This window comes from Agrobacterium sp. 22117, assembly GCF_052045735.1.
In the GTDB taxonomy this organism is placed as follows: Bacteria; Pseudomonadota; Alphaproteobacteria; order Rhizobiales; family Rhizobiaceae; genus Agrobacterium; species Agrobacterium cavarae.
Map to the genome: position 1 here is coordinate 606,508 of NZ_JBQEPP010000001.1, position 15,138 is coordinate 621,645.

11 protein-coding genes are annotated in these 15,138 nt (G+C 59.2%); 5 read left to right on the top strand and 6 right to left on the bottom strand.

The genetic code is table 11. From position 1 onward, the window contains the following. Nucleotides 1-8: 8 nt before the first annotated feature. On the top strand, nt 9-2,162 hold the full coding sequence (glyS, locus tag ACTJKV_RS02890; RefSeq protein WP_274100802.1) for a glycine--tRNA ligase subunit beta: 2,154 nt from the start codon (nt 9-11) through the stop codon (nt 2,160-2,162). A 15-nt stretch (nt 2,163-2,177) separates the two neighbouring features. Then, the gene (locus tag ACTJKV_RS02895) at nt 2,178-2,663 is read left to right on the top strand and encodes a DUF523 domain-containing protein (RefSeq protein WP_274100801.1); all 486 of its coding nucleotides are present in this window, start codon (nt 2,178-2,180) and stop codon (nt 2,661-2,663) included. Nucleotides 2,664-2,717: 54 nt separating this feature from the next. On the opposite strand, the gene ACTJKV_RS02900 is transcribed toward ACTJKV_RS02895, so the two are convergent. The 3 genes from ACTJKV_RS02900 to purD all read right to left on the bottom strand — a co-directional run bounded on the left by ACTJKV_RS02900 (nt 2,718) and on the right by purD (nt 6,636). Beyond that, nucleotides 2,718-4,547 (bottom strand): methyl-accepting chemotaxis protein, encoded by a 1,830-nt coding sequence (locus ACTJKV_RS02900; RefSeq protein WP_274100800.1) that lies wholly within the window; start codon nt 4,545-4,547, stop codon nt 2,718-2,720. A gap of 242 nt (nt 4,548-4,789) precedes the next feature. Then, nucleotides 4,790-5,251 carry a plant virulence effector HPE1-like domain-containing protein gene (locus tag ACTJKV_RS02905; protein ID WP_133178022.1) on the bottom strand — a complete coding sequence of 154 codons (462 nt, stop codon included), beginning with the start codon at nt 5,249-5,251 and terminating at the stop codon, nt 4,790-4,792. A gap of 113 nt (nt 5,252-5,364) precedes the next feature. Further along, complete coding sequence (purD, locus tag ACTJKV_RS02910) at nt 5,365-6,636, bottom strand: phosphoribosylamine--glycine ligase (RefSeq protein ID WP_274100799.1); 1,272 nt, start codon at nt 6,634-6,636, stop codon at nt 5,365-5,367. 174 nt (nt 6,637-6,810) lie between these two features. Here purD and ACTJKV_RS02915 point away from each other — a divergent pair, with 174 nt between their 5' ends. The 3 genes from ACTJKV_RS02915 to ubiA all read left to right on the top strand — a co-directional run bounded on the left by ACTJKV_RS02915 (nt 6,811) and on the right by ubiA (nt 11,581). Next, entirely contained in the window at nt 6,811-9,123 is a 2,313-nt protein-coding gene (locus tag ACTJKV_RS02915; protein WP_274100798.1) for a Tex family protein, read from the top strand. A gap of 152 nt (nt 9,124-9,275) precedes the next feature. Next, on the top strand, nt 9,276-10,532 hold the full coding sequence (locus tag ACTJKV_RS02920; RefSeq protein ID WP_440598425.1) for a class I SAM-dependent methyltransferase: 1,257 nt from the start codon (nt 9,276-9,278) through the stop codon (nt 10,530-10,532). Nucleotides 10,533-10,627: 95 nt separating this feature from the next. After that, nucleotides 10,628-11,581, top strand: a complete 954-nt coding sequence (gene ubiA / locus ACTJKV_RS02925; protein WP_440598426.1) for a 4-hydroxybenzoate octaprenyltransferase — start codon at nt 10,628-10,630, stop codon at nt 11,579-11,581. Between the two features lie 83 nt (nt 11,582-11,664). Here ubiA and ACTJKV_RS02930 read toward each other — a convergent pair whose 3' ends face one another. The 3 genes from ACTJKV_RS02930 to ACTJKV_RS02940 all read right to left on the bottom strand — a co-directional run bounded on the left by ACTJKV_RS02930 (nt 11,665) and on the right by ACTJKV_RS02940 (nt 15,094). Then, nucleotides 11,665-12,231 carry a DUF6101 family protein gene (locus tag ACTJKV_RS02930; protein WP_062425928.1) on the bottom strand — a complete coding sequence of 189 codons (567 nt, stop codon included), beginning with the start codon at nt 12,229-12,231 and terminating at the stop codon, nt 11,665-11,667. 423 nt (nt 12,232-12,654) lie between these two features. Next, nucleotides 12,655-14,085, bottom strand: a complete 1,431-nt coding sequence (locus tag ACTJKV_RS02935; protein WP_440598427.1) for an FAD-binding oxidoreductase — start codon at nt 14,083-14,085, stop codon at nt 12,655-12,657. A 31-nt stretch (nt 14,086-14,116) separates the two neighbouring features. Further along, nucleotides 14,117-15,094 carry an L-threonylcarbamoyladenylate synthase gene (locus tag ACTJKV_RS02940; RefSeq protein ID WP_440598428.1) on the bottom strand — a complete coding sequence of 326 codons (978 nt, stop codon included), beginning with the start codon at nt 15,092-15,094 and terminating at the stop codon, nt 14,117-14,119. Nucleotides 15,095-15,138: the final 44 nt, after the last annotated feature.

Below are 15,138 nucleotides of genomic sequence, written 5' to 3' on the forward strand. Positions count from 1 at the left end.
AAACCAATATGCCCGATCTTCTGCTTGAACTCCGCTCCGAGGAAATCCCTGCCCGTATGCAGCGGAAAGCGGCTGGCGATCTGAAGAAACTCGTCACCGATGCGCTGGTGGAAGCGGGCCTGACCTATGAGGGTGCACGCGAATACTGGACGCCGCGCCGCCTGACGTTGGATATCCGTGGTCTGACCGCACGCTCTGCCGATGTGCGCGAGGAGAAGAAGGGACCGCGCACCGATGCCAATGAAAAGGCCATCGAAGGCTTTCTGCGCGGCGCGGGCCTGAGCGATATTTCTGAGGCGCAGGTCGTCTCCGATCCGAAAAAGGGCGACTTCTATGTCGCCATCATCAACAAGCCGGGTCGCGCCGCCGAAGAGATCATCGCCGATGTGATGCCGGGTATTATCCGCACCTTCCCCTGGCCGAAATCCATGCGCTCCGGTGCTGCGTCCATGCCGAAGGGTTCGCGCTATGCCGGGATCGAAGGCAAGGGCTCGGAAAGCCTTCGCTGGGTGCGCCCGCTGCAATCCATCGTCTGCCTGTTCGGACCCGAACATGATGAGACGCAGGTCATTGCCTTCGAGATCGATGGCATCGTCGCCGGTAATGTCACCTATGGCCATCGCTTCCACGCGCCGGACGCCATCACCGTGCGCCGTTTTGATGATTATGTCGCGAGCCTCGAAAAGGCGAAGGTCATTCTCGATGCGGAACGCCGCAAGGATATCATCCTGCATGATGCAAAAGACCTGGCTTTCGCCAACGGTCTCGACCTCGTGGAAGACGAAGGCCTGCTGGAAGAGGTCTCCGGCCTGGTCGAATGGCCGCAGGTATTAATCGGCACCTTCGAAGAAGACTATCTGCAGATTCCTGCCGAGATCATCCGTCTGACGATCAAGACCAACCAGAAATGCTTCGTCACCCGTCCGCAAGGCGCTGAGGAAGGTCTGTCGAACCGCTTCATTCTGGTGTCCAACATCCAGGCCAGTGATGGCGGCAAGGAAATCGTTCACGGCAACGGCAAGGTCGTGCGTGCGCGCCTGTCGGACGCCAAGCACTTCTGGACGCGCGACCAGGGCGATCTGCCGGACCTCGAAACCTTGACGGACTCCGCCAAGAAATTCGACCTCGATCTCAGCAAGCCTCTCGACCAGCGCATGGCGAAGCTCGACGCGCTGAATGTCACCTTCCACGCCAAGATTGGCACGCAGGGCGAGCGCGTCACGCGTATCCGAGAACTGGCAAAGCAACTCGCGTCCGCCATCGGCGCCGATGCTGCTCTCGTCGACCGCGCCGTGGTTCTGGCGAAAGCGGATCTGCGCACAGAAGCCGTCGGCGAGTTCCCGGAACTGCAGGGTCTGATGGGACGCAAATATGCGCTCCTGCAGGGCGAGAACGAAAGCGTCGCTGCGGCGATCGAGGATCATTACAAGCCGCAAGGCCCGTCCGATCGCGTGCCGTCCGACAAGGTGGCAATCACCGTGGCGCTGGCTGACAAGCTGGATACACTTGCTGGCTTCTGGGCGATCGATGAAAAGCCAACCGGCTCCAAGGACCCGTTTGCGCTACGTCGCGCCGCACTCGGCGTCGTGCGCATTATACTGGAGCGCAGCGTTCGATTGCCGCTATTGGAGGTCGTCAAGGACGCCGATCTTCTCTCCTTCTTCCATGATCGTCTGAAGGTCTATCTGCGCGACCTCGGCGCCCGCTACGATCTGATCGAAGCGGTGCTGACGCCGGACTCCGATGACCTGCTGATGGTCGCCCGCCGTGTGGAGGCTCTGACCGCCTTCATCACCGGTGAGGATGGCAAGAACCTGCTGGCCGGGACCAAGCGCGCGACGCAACTTCTGGCCGCCGAAGAAAAGAAGGGCACCGTTGTTGCCGATGGCGTAGCGGACGACCTCCTCAAGCTCGATGCCGAGAAGGCGCTTCATGCGGCGATCAAGACGGCTTCTGCCGATGCGGCCAAGGCTGTCGCGGCGGAAGACTTCCGCTCTGCCATGCAGGCGTTGTCGACGCTGCGTGCGCCCGTCGACACCTTCTTCAACGATGTTCTCGTCAATGACGAAGATGCTGCCATCCGCGCCAACCGTCTGGCACTGTTGAAAGCGATCCGCGAAGCCACCGGTACAGTCGCGGATTTCTCCAAGATCACGGGATAAGAAGGTTCAGCGCTGATGTCGTCCAACATCCTCATCAGCGCCTGTCTTCTCGGCCACGCCGTCCGATATGACGGCAAGGGCAAGCCGCTCCATCACCCGGCCATCGAGCGATGGCAGGGTGAGGGCCGTCTCGTGACGATTTGTCCGGAAATGGCAGGCGGCATGCCTGTTCCACGCCCTCCTGCGGAAATCGAAAACGGCGCGTCCGGAATGGATGTTCTGGAGGGCAGGGCGCGCGTGCTGGAAATCACCGGCGCGGATGTAACGGACGAGTTTATTGCTGGGGCAAACAAGGCTCTCGCCTTTGCCAAACAGCAAGGCTGCGCCTATGCCCTGCTGATCGATGGAAGCCCGTCCTGCGGCTCGATCGCCATCTATGACGGGACGTTTTCTGGCGTCAAACATGCGGGACATGGCGTGACGGCGGCCCTGCTGTCACAAGCGGGGATCAAGGTATTCTCGCATACGGACATCGACCGTCTCGACAGCATCACCCAATAAAAAACGCCGGAGAAGTCTCCCCGGCGTCCTTTAAATCAACCGTGTTTATCGCGATCAGCTTGCCATGCGCATCTGGCGCGCCATGCCGTGTAACGAGCCTGACTGATGCTGTGATACGCGGAACGTACGGATCAGCGTCAGCAATTCCTCGGTATCATGCGCCAATGCCTCGGCAGACGCCGTCGTCTCTTCGGCCATGGCGGCGTTGTGCTGCGTGGCAGCGTCCAGCTGATTAAGCGAAGAAGAAATGGAGCGCAACGTCGTATCCTGTTCGGCAGCAGAATGCGCAATCTTGCTGACGATGTCGCTCGCCGACTTGATCTGATCGGAGATACGCTTCAACGCGTTGCCAGCTTCGCCGACAAGATGAACACCGTTCTTCACCTGGTTTGAAGAACGGGCGATCTGATCCTTGATCTCCTTGGCAGCGGCGGCGGATTTCTGGGCCAGCTCGCGCACTTCCTGCGCAACCACAGCAAAACCCTTGCCTGCCTCGCCAGCACGCGCTGCTTCCACACCTGCGTTCAGCGCGAGGAGGTTCGTCTGGAAGGCGATATCGTCAATCACGCCGATGATTTTGGATATCTCGTTCGCCGACTGCTCGATGCCGCTCATCGCGCCAATCGCCTGCTCGACAATGGTGTCGCTATGGTTTGCATCACTGCTGATGGAGGTAACGCGTTTTGCCGCCTCGCTGGCACCATCGGAGGTCTGACGGACGGCCACCGTCAACTCGTCCAGAGCTGCGGATGTTTCCTCGAGATTTGCGGCCTGCCGTTCTGTGCGTTGCGACAGTTCGTTGGAGGCCTTGCGAATTTCTTCCTTCGAGCCGCCAATATCGATGCTCTTGGCATTGACCTTCGCCATTGCCGCGTCGAGATGCGAGATCGCCTCGTTGAAGTTGGCACGCAGATCGGCATAGCGCGCGCCGAGATCGCCACAGCGAACCGTCAGATCACCCGCAGCCAGCTTTTCCAGTGCCTCGCCGATGGTGGAGACTACGCGGGCTTGAAGCTCCGCTTCGTCGCGCTGCATGTCGATATTGGTCTGGCGTTCGGCATCGAGCTGCGACTGCTGCTCTTCCTGGCGCCTTTGCATCGCGTGACGTTCGCGGATCTTCTGCTGAAGCGACTCGATCGCCTTCGCCATCATGCCGACTTCGTTCTTCATTTCAGTGTGAGGAATGGCGATCGACACGTTCTCATTGGCAACGTCTCCCAGTGCGCGATGGATTTTCGCGAGCGGACCGGTAATGCCTTTGATGACGTAGAAGGCGAGAGCAATGCCAAGCAGGAACACGACGAGCCCAAGCGAAACAGCCTTGATCACCGTCGAACGAACCTGCGCTTGAAGATCGTCGACGTAAACGCCGGTGACGACAACGACCTGCCAGGGTTCGAAGGCCATGGCATAGGAACTCTTCAGAAAGGTATCGCCTTCCTGGCCGGGTTTGGGACCATAAAAGCTCGTCTCACCGCCACCTGCACGGCCAAGACGGACCAATTCGTCACGATAGTTGAAGCCTTGAGAATCCGGCTTGCCCTTGAAGCTTTGACCGACACGCTTCGCATCCGGATGGAAGAGCATCTTCACATCGTAGTCATAGCCGAACATGTAGCCGTCCGGCACAAACTTCATCGACGTGACGATCGCGAAAGCCTGGCGTTGTGCTTCTTCGCGGCTCAGCGTCCCTGCTTTTTCCTTGTCATAGAAGGATTGCAGGATCGAAATCGAGGACTGAACCTGTGTCCTCAGCATGTTGTAACGCTCTTCATAGATGGCGTTGACGGAGGACTTGATCTGGAAATAGGTCGCCAGTGTAAACGCCGCCATCAGTGCGATGACAAGCAGGATCAACTGGCGTGAGATTGGGAGGTTCTTCATCGACGCTCTCGAAATGAAGGGCGGCCCCTTCAAGGCGCCCTAAGACTGAAACTTCGTCATACGGAAGCACGCAATCCAAGTTCGCGGCTTCTTATATAAAAGAAGTCTCACAAACAGCTTTAGAATTGATAAATGTTTAAATATATGCGTTGGAAAAACAGTTTTTCGGGAGCTCAGACGTCAACTATATCTTTCGACGCCATAACCGTGGGCTGCGACCACGACGGTGAACCCTGTCGCGATCAATGAGACGGACGTATCGACATCAAAGTGATGTTGTCCAGTCCGTCGGCACCCGCCAAGACAGGCTGGTCGTGCTGGGTGAGCAAGGGATTGCCTTCAAGCGTGATCTGGTGTTCCACCACGGCAGGCGTGTTCTCAGCAACAACTGGTTGGGAATGGTCTTGAGGCAGCCATAGAGGATTGCTGCTGACGAAGGTTACGGGCGAGCCGCCGAGCCACGCTTCGGTCCGAACCGTCTCCTTGCGACCATCAACGTCACGCGTCGATATGTTTTGCGTTCCGCGCTTCAGAACAGCCTTCGTGAGCGCCTTGCTCGCCACGGGGGTGGAAGAGCATGCGTCGCAGGTAATGATCAGCACGCTTCCATTCGATGTCTTGCCGCCATGCAGAACCTCGATCGAGGATGCCATCGCCGTGCCGCCGATGAACATCATGCCCGCCGTCAAAACAATTCTAAACATACGCAACCCCGTAGCCCGCGGTCTGATCGCCGCTTTAAACAACAGCAATCCTACGGAGTCTTCCTTTCCATCCGGTCAGGATATTTGGTAAAAATTGAACGAAAGGCCGATTTCTACCCGTTCTCACGCGCCACGGCCTGCCAGCCGATGTCGCGGCGGCAGAAGCCGTTTTCCCATTTGACCGCATCGACCAGCTCATAGGCGCGGGCCTGCGCTTCACTGACCGTGCTGCCAAACGCCGTGACGTTGAGCACGCGCCCGCCGGTAGCAACGAGTTGTCCGTCCTTGAGGGCGGTGCCGGCATGAAAGACCTTGGCGTCTTCGCTCTCCTTGGGAATGAAGGCGATGGGCGTGTTCTTGTCGTATGCTGCAGGATAGCCTTTGGAGGCGAGAACCACGGTCAAGGCGGGGTCGTCGCGCCATTCGGCCGTGACCTGATCAAGTGTGCCAGTGGCGGTGGCGTAGAGGATTGGGAGAAGGTCGCTCTTGAGGCGCATCATCAGCACCTGGCATTCCGGGTCGCCGAAGCGCACATTGTATTCGATGAGCTCCGGGCCTTTTTTGGTGATCATCAGGCCTGCGAAGAAAACGCCTGAGAACGGATTGCCGTCCTTTGCCATGCCCTCGATCGTCGGCTGGATGATCTCGCGCATCGTGCGCTGAACCATCTCGTCGGTCATCACCGGGGCGGGGGAGTAAGCGCCCATTCCGCCCGTGTTGGGTCCGGTGTCGCCGTCCCCGACGCGCTTGTGGTCCTGTGCGGTTGCGAGTGCCAGCGCCGTCTTGCCGTCGGACAGGCAGAAGAAGCTTGCCTCTTCGCCATCCAGGAAGGCTTCGACCACCACTTCCGCACCAGCAGCGCCGAAGGCGCCGTCGAAGCAATCGTCAACGGCGGCGAGCGCTTCCGCTTCGGTCATTGCGACGGTCACGCCCTTGCCTGCAGCGAGCCCATCGGCCTTGATAACGATCGGCGCGCCCTGCTCGCGAATATAGGCCTTTGCCGGCTCGGCGGATTTGAAGCGCTGATAGGCGCCGGTCGGGATGTTGTAGCGGGCACAGAGGTCCTTGGTGAAGCCCTTGGAGCCCTCCAACTGTGCCGCACCTTTGGAAGGACCGAAGGTGGCAAAGCCTGCCGCGCGAAGATCGTCCGCCAGACCAGCAACCAGCGGTGCTTCCGGGCCGACGACCACGAAGTCGATGGACTGTTCACGGCAGAACGCCACCACTGCAGCGTGGTCTTCGACGTTCAGCGACACCAGTTCCGCATGTTCGGCAATGCCTGGATTGCCAGGGGCGGCAAAGAGCTTGGTCAGTTGAGGGGACTGGGCAATCTTCCATGCCAGCGCATGCTCGCGTCCGCCGGAACCGATCAACAGAACTTTCATGCTCGACACCCCTGTTTCCAATTTCTTGCGGCGTTAAGGGCAGGGGGGCGAAAGGTCAAGGCAAAAGGCAGTCCGAGGCCGCCGCTTTTCTGTGGAATCGCCTTGTCTCTGTGTTGTCATGCCACAATCAGCCTCTATGTTCGGGCAGCTTTCAAGAACAGGTCAGAGACCCTTATGTCCGCAGACAATGCCCGCCTCCCATCCCTTATCGCCTCCGAAATCAACGCCCGCGCTGAGCAGGTGAAGGCGGCGATCCAGCTTCTGGATGAGGGGGCAACCGTTCCGTTCATTGCGCGCTATCGTAAGGAGGTGACCGGCGGTCTGGACGATACGCAGCTGCGTACTCTCGCTGAGCGGCTGTCCTATCTGCGGGAACTGAATGCCCGCCGCACATCGATTGTCGAATCCATCAAAGGTCAAGGCAAGATGACCGACGAGTTGATGCTGAAGATCATGCAGGCGGTGACCAAGGCGGAACTGGAAGATCTTTATCTCCCCTACAAGCCGAAGCGCCGCACACGAGCGGAAATTGCGCGCGAACGTGGCCTCGGTCCTCTGGCAGAAGCGATCTGGGACAACCGTGCAGCCGATCCGGCAAAACTTGCGCAAGCCTATGTGAAGGACGAAATCGTCGATGTGAAGGCGGCACTTGAGGGTGCGCGCGATATCGTCGCCGAAACCATGACGGAAAATGCCGACCTCCTGAAGCGGCTGCGCGACTATATGCGCCAGAACGCCATGCTCCGCGCCAAGGTGGTGGATGGTAAGCAGGCAGCAGGCGAAAAGTTTTCCGACTATTTCGACCACACGGAAAAATGGGCGACAGTGCCGGGCCACCGGGCGCTTGCCATGCTGCGCGGCTGGAACGAGGAAGTTCTGACCCTGACGATCGATGTGGATGCCGACGATCCGTCGCCGGTAAAGCCTGCACAGCGCACCATCGCCGCTGCTTTCGACATCCGCAATGCGGGTCCCGCCGACCAGTGGCTGATGGAGGTGGCGGGCTGGACCTGGCGCGTCAAGCTCTCCATGTCGCTGTCACTCGACCTGATGCGCGAGTTGCGCGAGCGGGCGGAAGAAGAGGCGATCCATGTCTTTGCGCGCAATCTGAAAGACCTGCTGCTCGCGGCACCCGCTGGCTCGCGCCCGACCATGGGTCTCGACCCCGGTATTCGCACCGGCGTCAAGGTTGCCATCGTGGATGGCACCGGCAAGCTGCTGGAAACCACGACGGTCTATCCGTTCCCGCCGAAGAACGATATCCGCGGCACGCAGGCGGAACTGGCCTCACTCATCCGCAAGCACGGCGTCGAACTGATCGCCATCGGCAACGGTACCGGTAGCCGCGAAACCGAAAAGCTGGTGACCGACATGCTGACCCAGATCAATGGATCAAAGCCCACGAAGGTCATCGTCTCGGAGGCCGGGGCTTCGGTTTACTCGGCGTCTGAGCGCGCTGCGGCCGAATTTCCCAATCTCGATGTTTCGCTACGCGGTGCCGTTTCGATTGCCCGTCGTCTGCAGGATCCACTCGCCGAACTCGTCAAGATCGAGCCGAAGTCCATCGGCGTCGGGCAGTATCAGCACGATGTCGATCAGGGCAAGCTGTCCCGCTCCCTTGATGCGGTGGTGGAAGATGCGGTGAACGCCGTCGGTGTCGATCTCAATACGGCGTCCGCACCACTTCTGGCGCGGGTCTCTGGTCTTGGAACCTCGATTGCCGATGCCATCGTGCTGCATCGGGATCAGGTCGGGCCCTTCGCCAGCCGCAAGGAGTTGTTGAAGGTGCCGCGTCTCGGCCAGCGCACCTTCGAGCAATGCGCCGGCTTCCTGCGCATACCAAATGGCAAGGAACCACTTGATTCATCCTCCGTCCACCCGGAAGCCTATGATGTGGCAAAGAAGATCGTCGCCGCCTGTGGGCGCGACCTCAGAACCGTCATGGGTGACAGCGCAACTTTGAAGGCGCTCGACCCCAAGCGTTTCATCGATGATCGCTTCGGCCTGCCGACCGTCAAGGACATCATCGCCGAGCTGGAAAAACCTGGCCGCGACCCACGCCCGAGCTTCAAGACCGCGACCTTCGCGGACGGTGTGGACGAAATCACCGACCTTAAGCCTGGCATGCTGCTGGAAGGCACTGTCACCAATGTGGCTGCCTTTGGCGCCTTCGTCGATATCGGCGTTCACCAGGATGGGCTGGTGCATGTCAGCCAGTTGGCGGACCGTTTCATCAAGGATCCGCATGAGGTGGTGAAGGCCGGAGACGTCGTCAAAGTTCGCGTGGTTGAAGTCGATGTCAAGCGCAAGCGGATCGGTCTCACGATGCGAAAGGACGGTGGCGAGGCAGCGCCTCAGCCGATGCACGAAAAGGGCAATGCCAATGCCATGCGCCACGCCAGCGCAAAGCCGAAGGACCGTGCCGAGCCTGCGCAGTCTGGAGGCGCGTTGGCGGCGGCTTTGGCGGAGGCCATGAAGCGCCGCTGATTTACATAAAATGGCTCTTACCTACTGCGCAAGGGCCGTTTTGTTCCACGAAATCAATCCGTATTTTTGAAACTACCCCGTCTTGCAACTCTGTAAGAAAGAGATACGGTAACAGGGACTTGATAAGTGAGACTTAGCTTATTGGGGGTAATATGGCCTCGTCTCTGCATGCCCTGCTTGATAAAATCGTCAAGACCGGAAACCTGATCGTCACGGGTCCAAGCGGTCTTCAGTCTTTCGGAGACGGACGCGGCAAGCGCGTCGCACTGAGCTTCAGTGATGAGCAGGCGATGGACGAAATCGCCGCCGACCCGGCACTGAAGCTTGCCGAAATGTACATGGAAGGCCGAATGTCGGTCGTCGAAGGCGACATCTACGACTTCCTGGCCTTGGTCAAAAGCAATACGCTCTCTGAGGCCTTGACCTTCGGCATGGTCTGGCGCGGCATGGCGCGCATTATCGCCTCGCGCATCAAGATGCATCTGCCCGTCAATCACAATAAGCAGAACGTTGCGCACCATTATGATTTGAGCGCCAAGCTCTTTGATCTTTTTCTCGATCAGGACTGGCAATATTCCTGCGCTTATTTCAATCCTCCCGGGATTTCGCTGGATGAGGCGCAGGTGGCGAAGAAGCGCCATATCGTCGCCAAGCTGATGCCCGAGCCGGGGCATCGCGTGCTTGAGATCGGCTCCGGCTGGGGCGGCATGGCCATGTATCTGGCTGAAAGCTCCGGCGTGGACGTCACCGGCGTTACGCTCAGCGAGGAGCAACTCCGCGTCTCGCGAGATCGGGCGCTGAAGCGGGGCTTGACGGATATCGTTCGCTTCGAGCTGCAGGATTACCGCTACCTTCCGCCGGACAAGAAGTATGATCGCATCGTCTCCGTAGGCATGTTCGAACATGTCGGCCCGACGCATTACAAGGAGTACTTTCAGAAGGCAGCGGAAGTGTTGGAGGATGATGGCGTCATGCTGTTGCACTCCATCGGTCAACCCTATCCGGCACTTGCCACGAACCCGTTCATCGAAAAATATATTTTCCCCGGCGGTTATATTCCCTCACTGGCCGAGGTTCTGCCAGCCATCGAAAAGACGGGGCTGCTCGTAAAGGACATCGAAATTCTGCCCATGCATTACGCGCATACGCTGCGCCACTGGCGCGAGCGTTTTGTGGCAAGGAAGGCAGAAGCTGTGGCGCTTTACGATGATCGCTTCTTCCGCATGTGGGAATTCTATCTGGCTGGCTCCGAAATGGCCTTCACCCATGAGAACTTCCACATCTTCCAGATTCAGCTTGCCAAGCGCGGTGGGGTGGTGCCCGATAATCGTGATTACATCGCCCGCAACGAGGCAAGATTGATGGAGTTCGAGAAGACGCGGGAACCCTTGGAAACGGTGGTTTTTTGAGCGGCGCGTTTCCTGTCTCAGCGAACATAAGGACAGACCCTAACAAAAGCTGAATCCAGCTACCGCCCCGCCAGCCAATGCGGTAGAAGTCCAGCATGGTTCACAACAGCGATCTTTCCGGCCGCGTTTCGGACGCGCCATCCAATAATTGGGTCTATCGGATCTTGCCGAGAGGCCTTTGGCCCTATGCGCAGCTTGCCCGGTGGGATCGGCCCATCGGCTGGCAGCTCCTGATGTGGCCGTGCTTCTGGTCGGCCGCGGTTGCCGCCAATGCGGCGCAGCAGATCGGTACCTTTTCTTGGTCCACGTTGCTCTTCCACCTCTTCCTGTTTTTTGCAGGCTCGGTCGCCATGCGCGGTGCCGGCTGCACCTATAATGATCTGGTCGATCACAAGATTGATATGGCGGTGGCACGCACCCGGTCGAGGCCGCTGCCCTCCGGCCGCGTCACACGCCTGCAGGCAAAAATCTTCATCGTGGTGCAGGCGCTCGCGGGCTTGGTGGTGCTGCTTTGCTTCAACAGCTTCGCCATCCTGCTCGGCCTGTCGTCACTTGTTTTCGTGGCGATCTATCCCTTCGCCAAGCGCTTTACCAACTGGCCGCAGTTTTTCTTGGGGCTTGCCTTTTCCTGGGGCGCACTGATGGGCTGGGCCGCTCAGTTCGGATCGCTGAGTGTCGCTCCCGTGCTGATTTATGGTGCGGCCATTGTCTGGACGATCGGGTATGACACGATCTACGCGCACATGGACAAGGATGACGATGTGGCCGTCGGCATTGGCTCCACAGCCCTTCTGTTCGGAGATAGGACACATGGCTGGCTGGTGGCCCTTTATGGCACAGCCGCGGTGCTTCTCTTCCTTGCATTCGCAATCGCGAATATTAACCCGCTCGGATATGCAGGTCTCATCGCCGCCACCGCGATGCTCTTCTATCAGATAAAGGCTCTGGACATCGGCAATGTTGAAAAGTGCCTGGCACTCTTCAAATCCAACAATCGCGTCGGCCTGTTGATTTTCGCAGGCCTGATGTTACCGCTCATTTTTGCATAACGGAAAGCCCGGACGCGGGGCAAGCGTGCCGGGCTCACTTCGTCCGCATTCGAAACGCCGGCTGAACGACGTCGCTGCGTTGATCAGTTGCGGGCGATGATTTCCTTGCCTTCGATCCGCATCGTCAGACCGAGCGAACCGGTGCTGCGGCGCACGAGGAAGCGCGGACGGCGATCGGCGAAGTAGGAATGGCGGCGACGCGGGCGCGTCGACTTCGTCCGGACATGGCCGATATGCTCTTCGAGAGGGCGGGCGACACCGTCGGCTTCCACCATCAGCATGGGAATATTGTACTTTTCCGACCAGCTGCGCCAATCGGCTGCGATGTCGCACAGGTCATGCGCCACCAGGAGCGGGATGCAGAGATCCGGATCGTCGTGATGAAGTTCAAGCGTCACCGTCACGCCACCATCGCCATGGTCGATGGCGCGGGCTGCAACACCCTTGAAGGCCCGTGCAGGCAGGGCGAAGGACAGCGGCAGACCGCTGGAATGAAGAACCTTGCGCAGAACGGCACCGCGCTCGTCAAGCGTGATATCGACATCTGACGAACCATTGCTGTTGCCATAGGTCAGCTGCTGCGGGAACCGCGTCGGATCGAGCCGGAGAGTTGCGCCTGCCCATTCGGGCTTCAGAACGGTGTTGTTCATATCATGCTATCCTTGTTTTACCTGAGAGCCGTTTCATGGCCTCGTCCGGGACTTTTCGTCCTCTGATAGGTGGAAGATAGCCAGCGCATCTTCGAAACAGCTTAAAAATCGAGGTTAAGAAAACTTTGCATTCCCAAATGGTTAGCAAAACCCAGCCGCTTAAGGTTTCAGATTCCTGAATTGGGACGGTGGCGCGTCGTTCGCCTCACAGGTGGCACGGCTCGACCAAGTCTTGAGAAAAACGCCAGGGATCGGCCTGAGCGCATGTCCTGACAAGCACTTCAACAGGTGTGAGGGAGAGCGGCAATAGCCAATGCGGCGAGAGCCAAAAATGAGCGTGGACGACCGCTCTACAACATCGAAGCACGATGCTGAGATGGAACCGGGGAGAGTGCTCGTACGCCCGGAGAGACGCTTCGTGATTTAAGAGACCACGACCTTGCCGGGGTTCATGATGCCTGCCGGATCGAAGGCTGTCTTGATACGACGCATCAGGTCCATCTCGATTGCCGGGCGGATGGCTGCCAGCTCGTCCCGCTTCAACTGCCCAATGCCGTGTTCCGCGGAGATGGAGCCACCGAAGGACAGCACGATACCGTGGACGATGTGGTTGATCTCTTTCCACTGGGCAAGAAAGGCGTTTTTGTCGGCACCAACCGGCTGGGAGATATTGTAATGGATGTTGCCATCGCCCAGGTGTCCGAAGGCGCAGATGCGGGCGCCGGGGATGGCAGTCATGACGGCTCTTTCCGCTTCATCCATAAAGGCCGGAACATGGGAAACCGGAACGGACACATCATGCTTGATGGAGCCTCCTTCCGGCTTCTGCGCATCCGACATGCTTTCGCGCATGTGCCACAGCGCCTGACGCTGGGCCTCCGAGGACGCGATCACGGCATCCTGGACGATCCCCGCTTCAAAACCCTGTTCCAGCAGCGTTTCCACCATGGTCTGCGCAGTGTCAGCCGAGTCGGAGCTGGAGATATCGATCAGCGCATACCACGCATGCGGCGTTTCGAGAGGGTCGCGCACGCCGGGAATATGTTTTGCGGTAAATTCGACGCCGATCCGCGGCATGAGTTCGAAGCCGGTCAGCGCCGAGCCACAAAGAGTGGATGCGCGCTCGAAGAGTTTCAGCGCATCCGCCGGAGAATTGAGACCGGCGAACGCCACCTGATGGCCAAGCGGTTTTGGGAAGAGCTTCAGGACCGCGCCGGTGATGACGCCGAGCGTCCCCTCTGAGCCGATGAAGAGATCACGCAGATCGTAACCCGTATTGTCCTTCTTCAACCGGCGCAGGCCGTTCCATATCTCGCCGGTGGGCAGAACGACTTCCAGGCCAAGGCAAAGCTGGCGCATATTGCCATAGGCGAGCACCGCCGTACCGCCGGCATTGGTGGCAAGATTGCCGCCGATGCGGCACGAACCCTGCGAGCCGAGCGAAAGCGGGAACATCCGCTCGACCGTCTCCGCCGCCTTGTGGACCTCGTCCAGAATGCAGCCTCCATCGACGACAATCACATTGGCGACGGGGTCGATATCGCGAACCTTGTTCATGCGCTCCAGCGACAGGATCACGTCACTTCCACCATGGCGCGGCGTCTGCCCGCCAACAAGGCCGGTGTTCCCGGTCTGTGGCACAATCGCAGTGCCCGTTTCGCTTGCGAGTTTCATGATCGCGGCAACCTCTTCCGTCGTCGATGGACGTAACAGAAGCGGCGAGTTGCCGTGGTAAAGACCGCGGTTCTCAACGAGATGCGGTGCCAAATCGGAAGCGTCACGTAGCGCGTTTTTCTCGCCGACGATGGCGGCAAAGCGCGAGAGCAGTTCTTCGGACAAAGTAGTTGGCGTCATGAGAATTCCTCCGGTATCGTGTCAGGCGAGGTCAGGATCGCGGCGCAGCCGCGCGCTCCAACCTGTCATTGATGGCTTCGCCAAGGCCCCTATTGGGAAAAGACGCCACCGCAATGGTGGTGGCACCGCTCGCATCGGCACGTTTCAGATGGTCGAAAAGATTGGCCGCGGCTTCTGCAAGATCACCGCTTGGGCTGAGATCGAGCACGGCAACCGCATCGGCTTCTCCCGTTAGCGGCTTGCCCCCGAAGCGGATCAGAGCTTCGCCTTTGTGAACCGAAGTCGCATTCAGACGCACCGCTGCGCCCGGTGCATAATGTGAGGCCAGCATGCCAGGCGCTTCTATCGCCGCAGATGCGGTTGCCGGTCTGACGATCTCGACGCCCGCCACGCGTTCAATCTCATCCGCCACCAATCCGCCGGGCCGCAGGAGGCGGACGGAGCCATCGCTATCGACCTTGATGATGGTGGATTCGACGCCGACGGGTGCTGGGCCGCCATCCACAATAAGCTCTATCTTTTGACCCAGGTCCGCTTCGACATGGGCGGCACTTGTCGAGCTGATCTTGCCGGAGCTGTTGGCGCTGGGGGCCGCAAGCGGCCGACCGAGCCTCTCGATCAGCGCACTGGCAAAGCCTTTGGGAATACGAATGCCGACGGTGTCGAGACCGGCTGTCGCCAGGGAATGGATCGGGCTCTCTTGTCTCAGGGGCAATATCAGCGTGAGGGGTCCCGGCCAGAAAGCGTCTGCGAGCTTGCGTGAGATCGGATCGAAGATCGCGTGTTGCTCCGCCATTGCCATGTTTGCCATATGGCAGATCAGCGGGTTAAACTGCGGACGCCCCTTGGTCTCGTATATCCGGGTGATGGCTGCGGGATTGGTCGCGTCTGCTGCAAGGCCGTAGACGGTTTCCGTCGGTATGGCGACAGGGAAGCCTGCCTCGATGACACGGACCGCTTCATTCAGTGCCTCTTCCGGCTGCTGCTCGATATGGATTTGTCGCGCCATCTCTGAAGGCCCTTTCCTTGGGAAAGGCTCTTAAAGCATGTCGC

What these genes read in the sequence shown, in the direction of transcription:
- ACTJKV_RS02900 (WP_274100800.1), bottom strand. Translation starts at nt 4,547, where the DNA reads ATGAAGAACCTCCCAATCTCACGCCAGTTGATCCTGCTTGTCATCGCA.
- ACTJKV_RS02930 (WP_062425928.1), bottom strand. Translation starts at nt 12,231, where the DNA reads ATGAACAACACCGTTCTGAAGCCCGAATGGGCAGGCGCAACTCTCCGG.
- ubiA (WP_440598426.1), top strand. Translation starts at nt 10,628, where the DNA reads ATGGTTCACAACAGCGATCTTTCCGGCCGCGTTTCGGACGCGCCATCC.
- glyS (WP_274100802.1), top strand. Translation starts at nt 9, where the DNA reads ATGCCCGATCTTCTGCTTGAACTCCGCTCCGAGGAAATCCCTGCCCGT.
- ACTJKV_RS02940 (WP_440598428.1), bottom strand. Translation starts at nt 15,094, where the DNA reads ATGGCGCGACAAATCCATATCGAGCAGCAGCCGGAAGAGGCACTGAAT.
- ACTJKV_RS02920 (WP_440598425.1), top strand. Translation starts at nt 9,276, where the DNA reads ATGGCCTCGTCTCTGCATGCCCTGCTTGATAAAATCGTCAAGACCGGA.
- purD (WP_274100799.1), bottom strand. Translation starts at nt 6,636, where the DNA reads ATGAAAGTTCTGTTGATCGGTTCCGGCGGACGCGAGCATGCGCTGGCA.
- ACTJKV_RS02895 (WP_274100801.1), top strand. Translation starts at nt 2,178, where the DNA reads ATGTCGTCCAACATCCTCATCAGCGCCTGTCTTCTCGGCCACGCCGTC.
- ACTJKV_RS02905 (WP_133178022.1), bottom strand. Translation starts at nt 5,251, where the DNA reads ATGTTTAGAATTGTTTTGACGGCGGGCATGATGTTCATCGGCGGCACG.
- ACTJKV_RS02915 (WP_274100798.1), top strand. Translation starts at nt 6,811, where the DNA reads ATGTCCGCAGACAATGCCCGCCTCCCATCCCTTATCGCCTCCGAAATC.
- ACTJKV_RS02935 (WP_440598427.1), bottom strand. Translation starts at nt 14,085, where the DNA reads ATGACGCCAACTACTTTGTCCGAAGAACTGCTCTCGCGCTTTGCCGCC.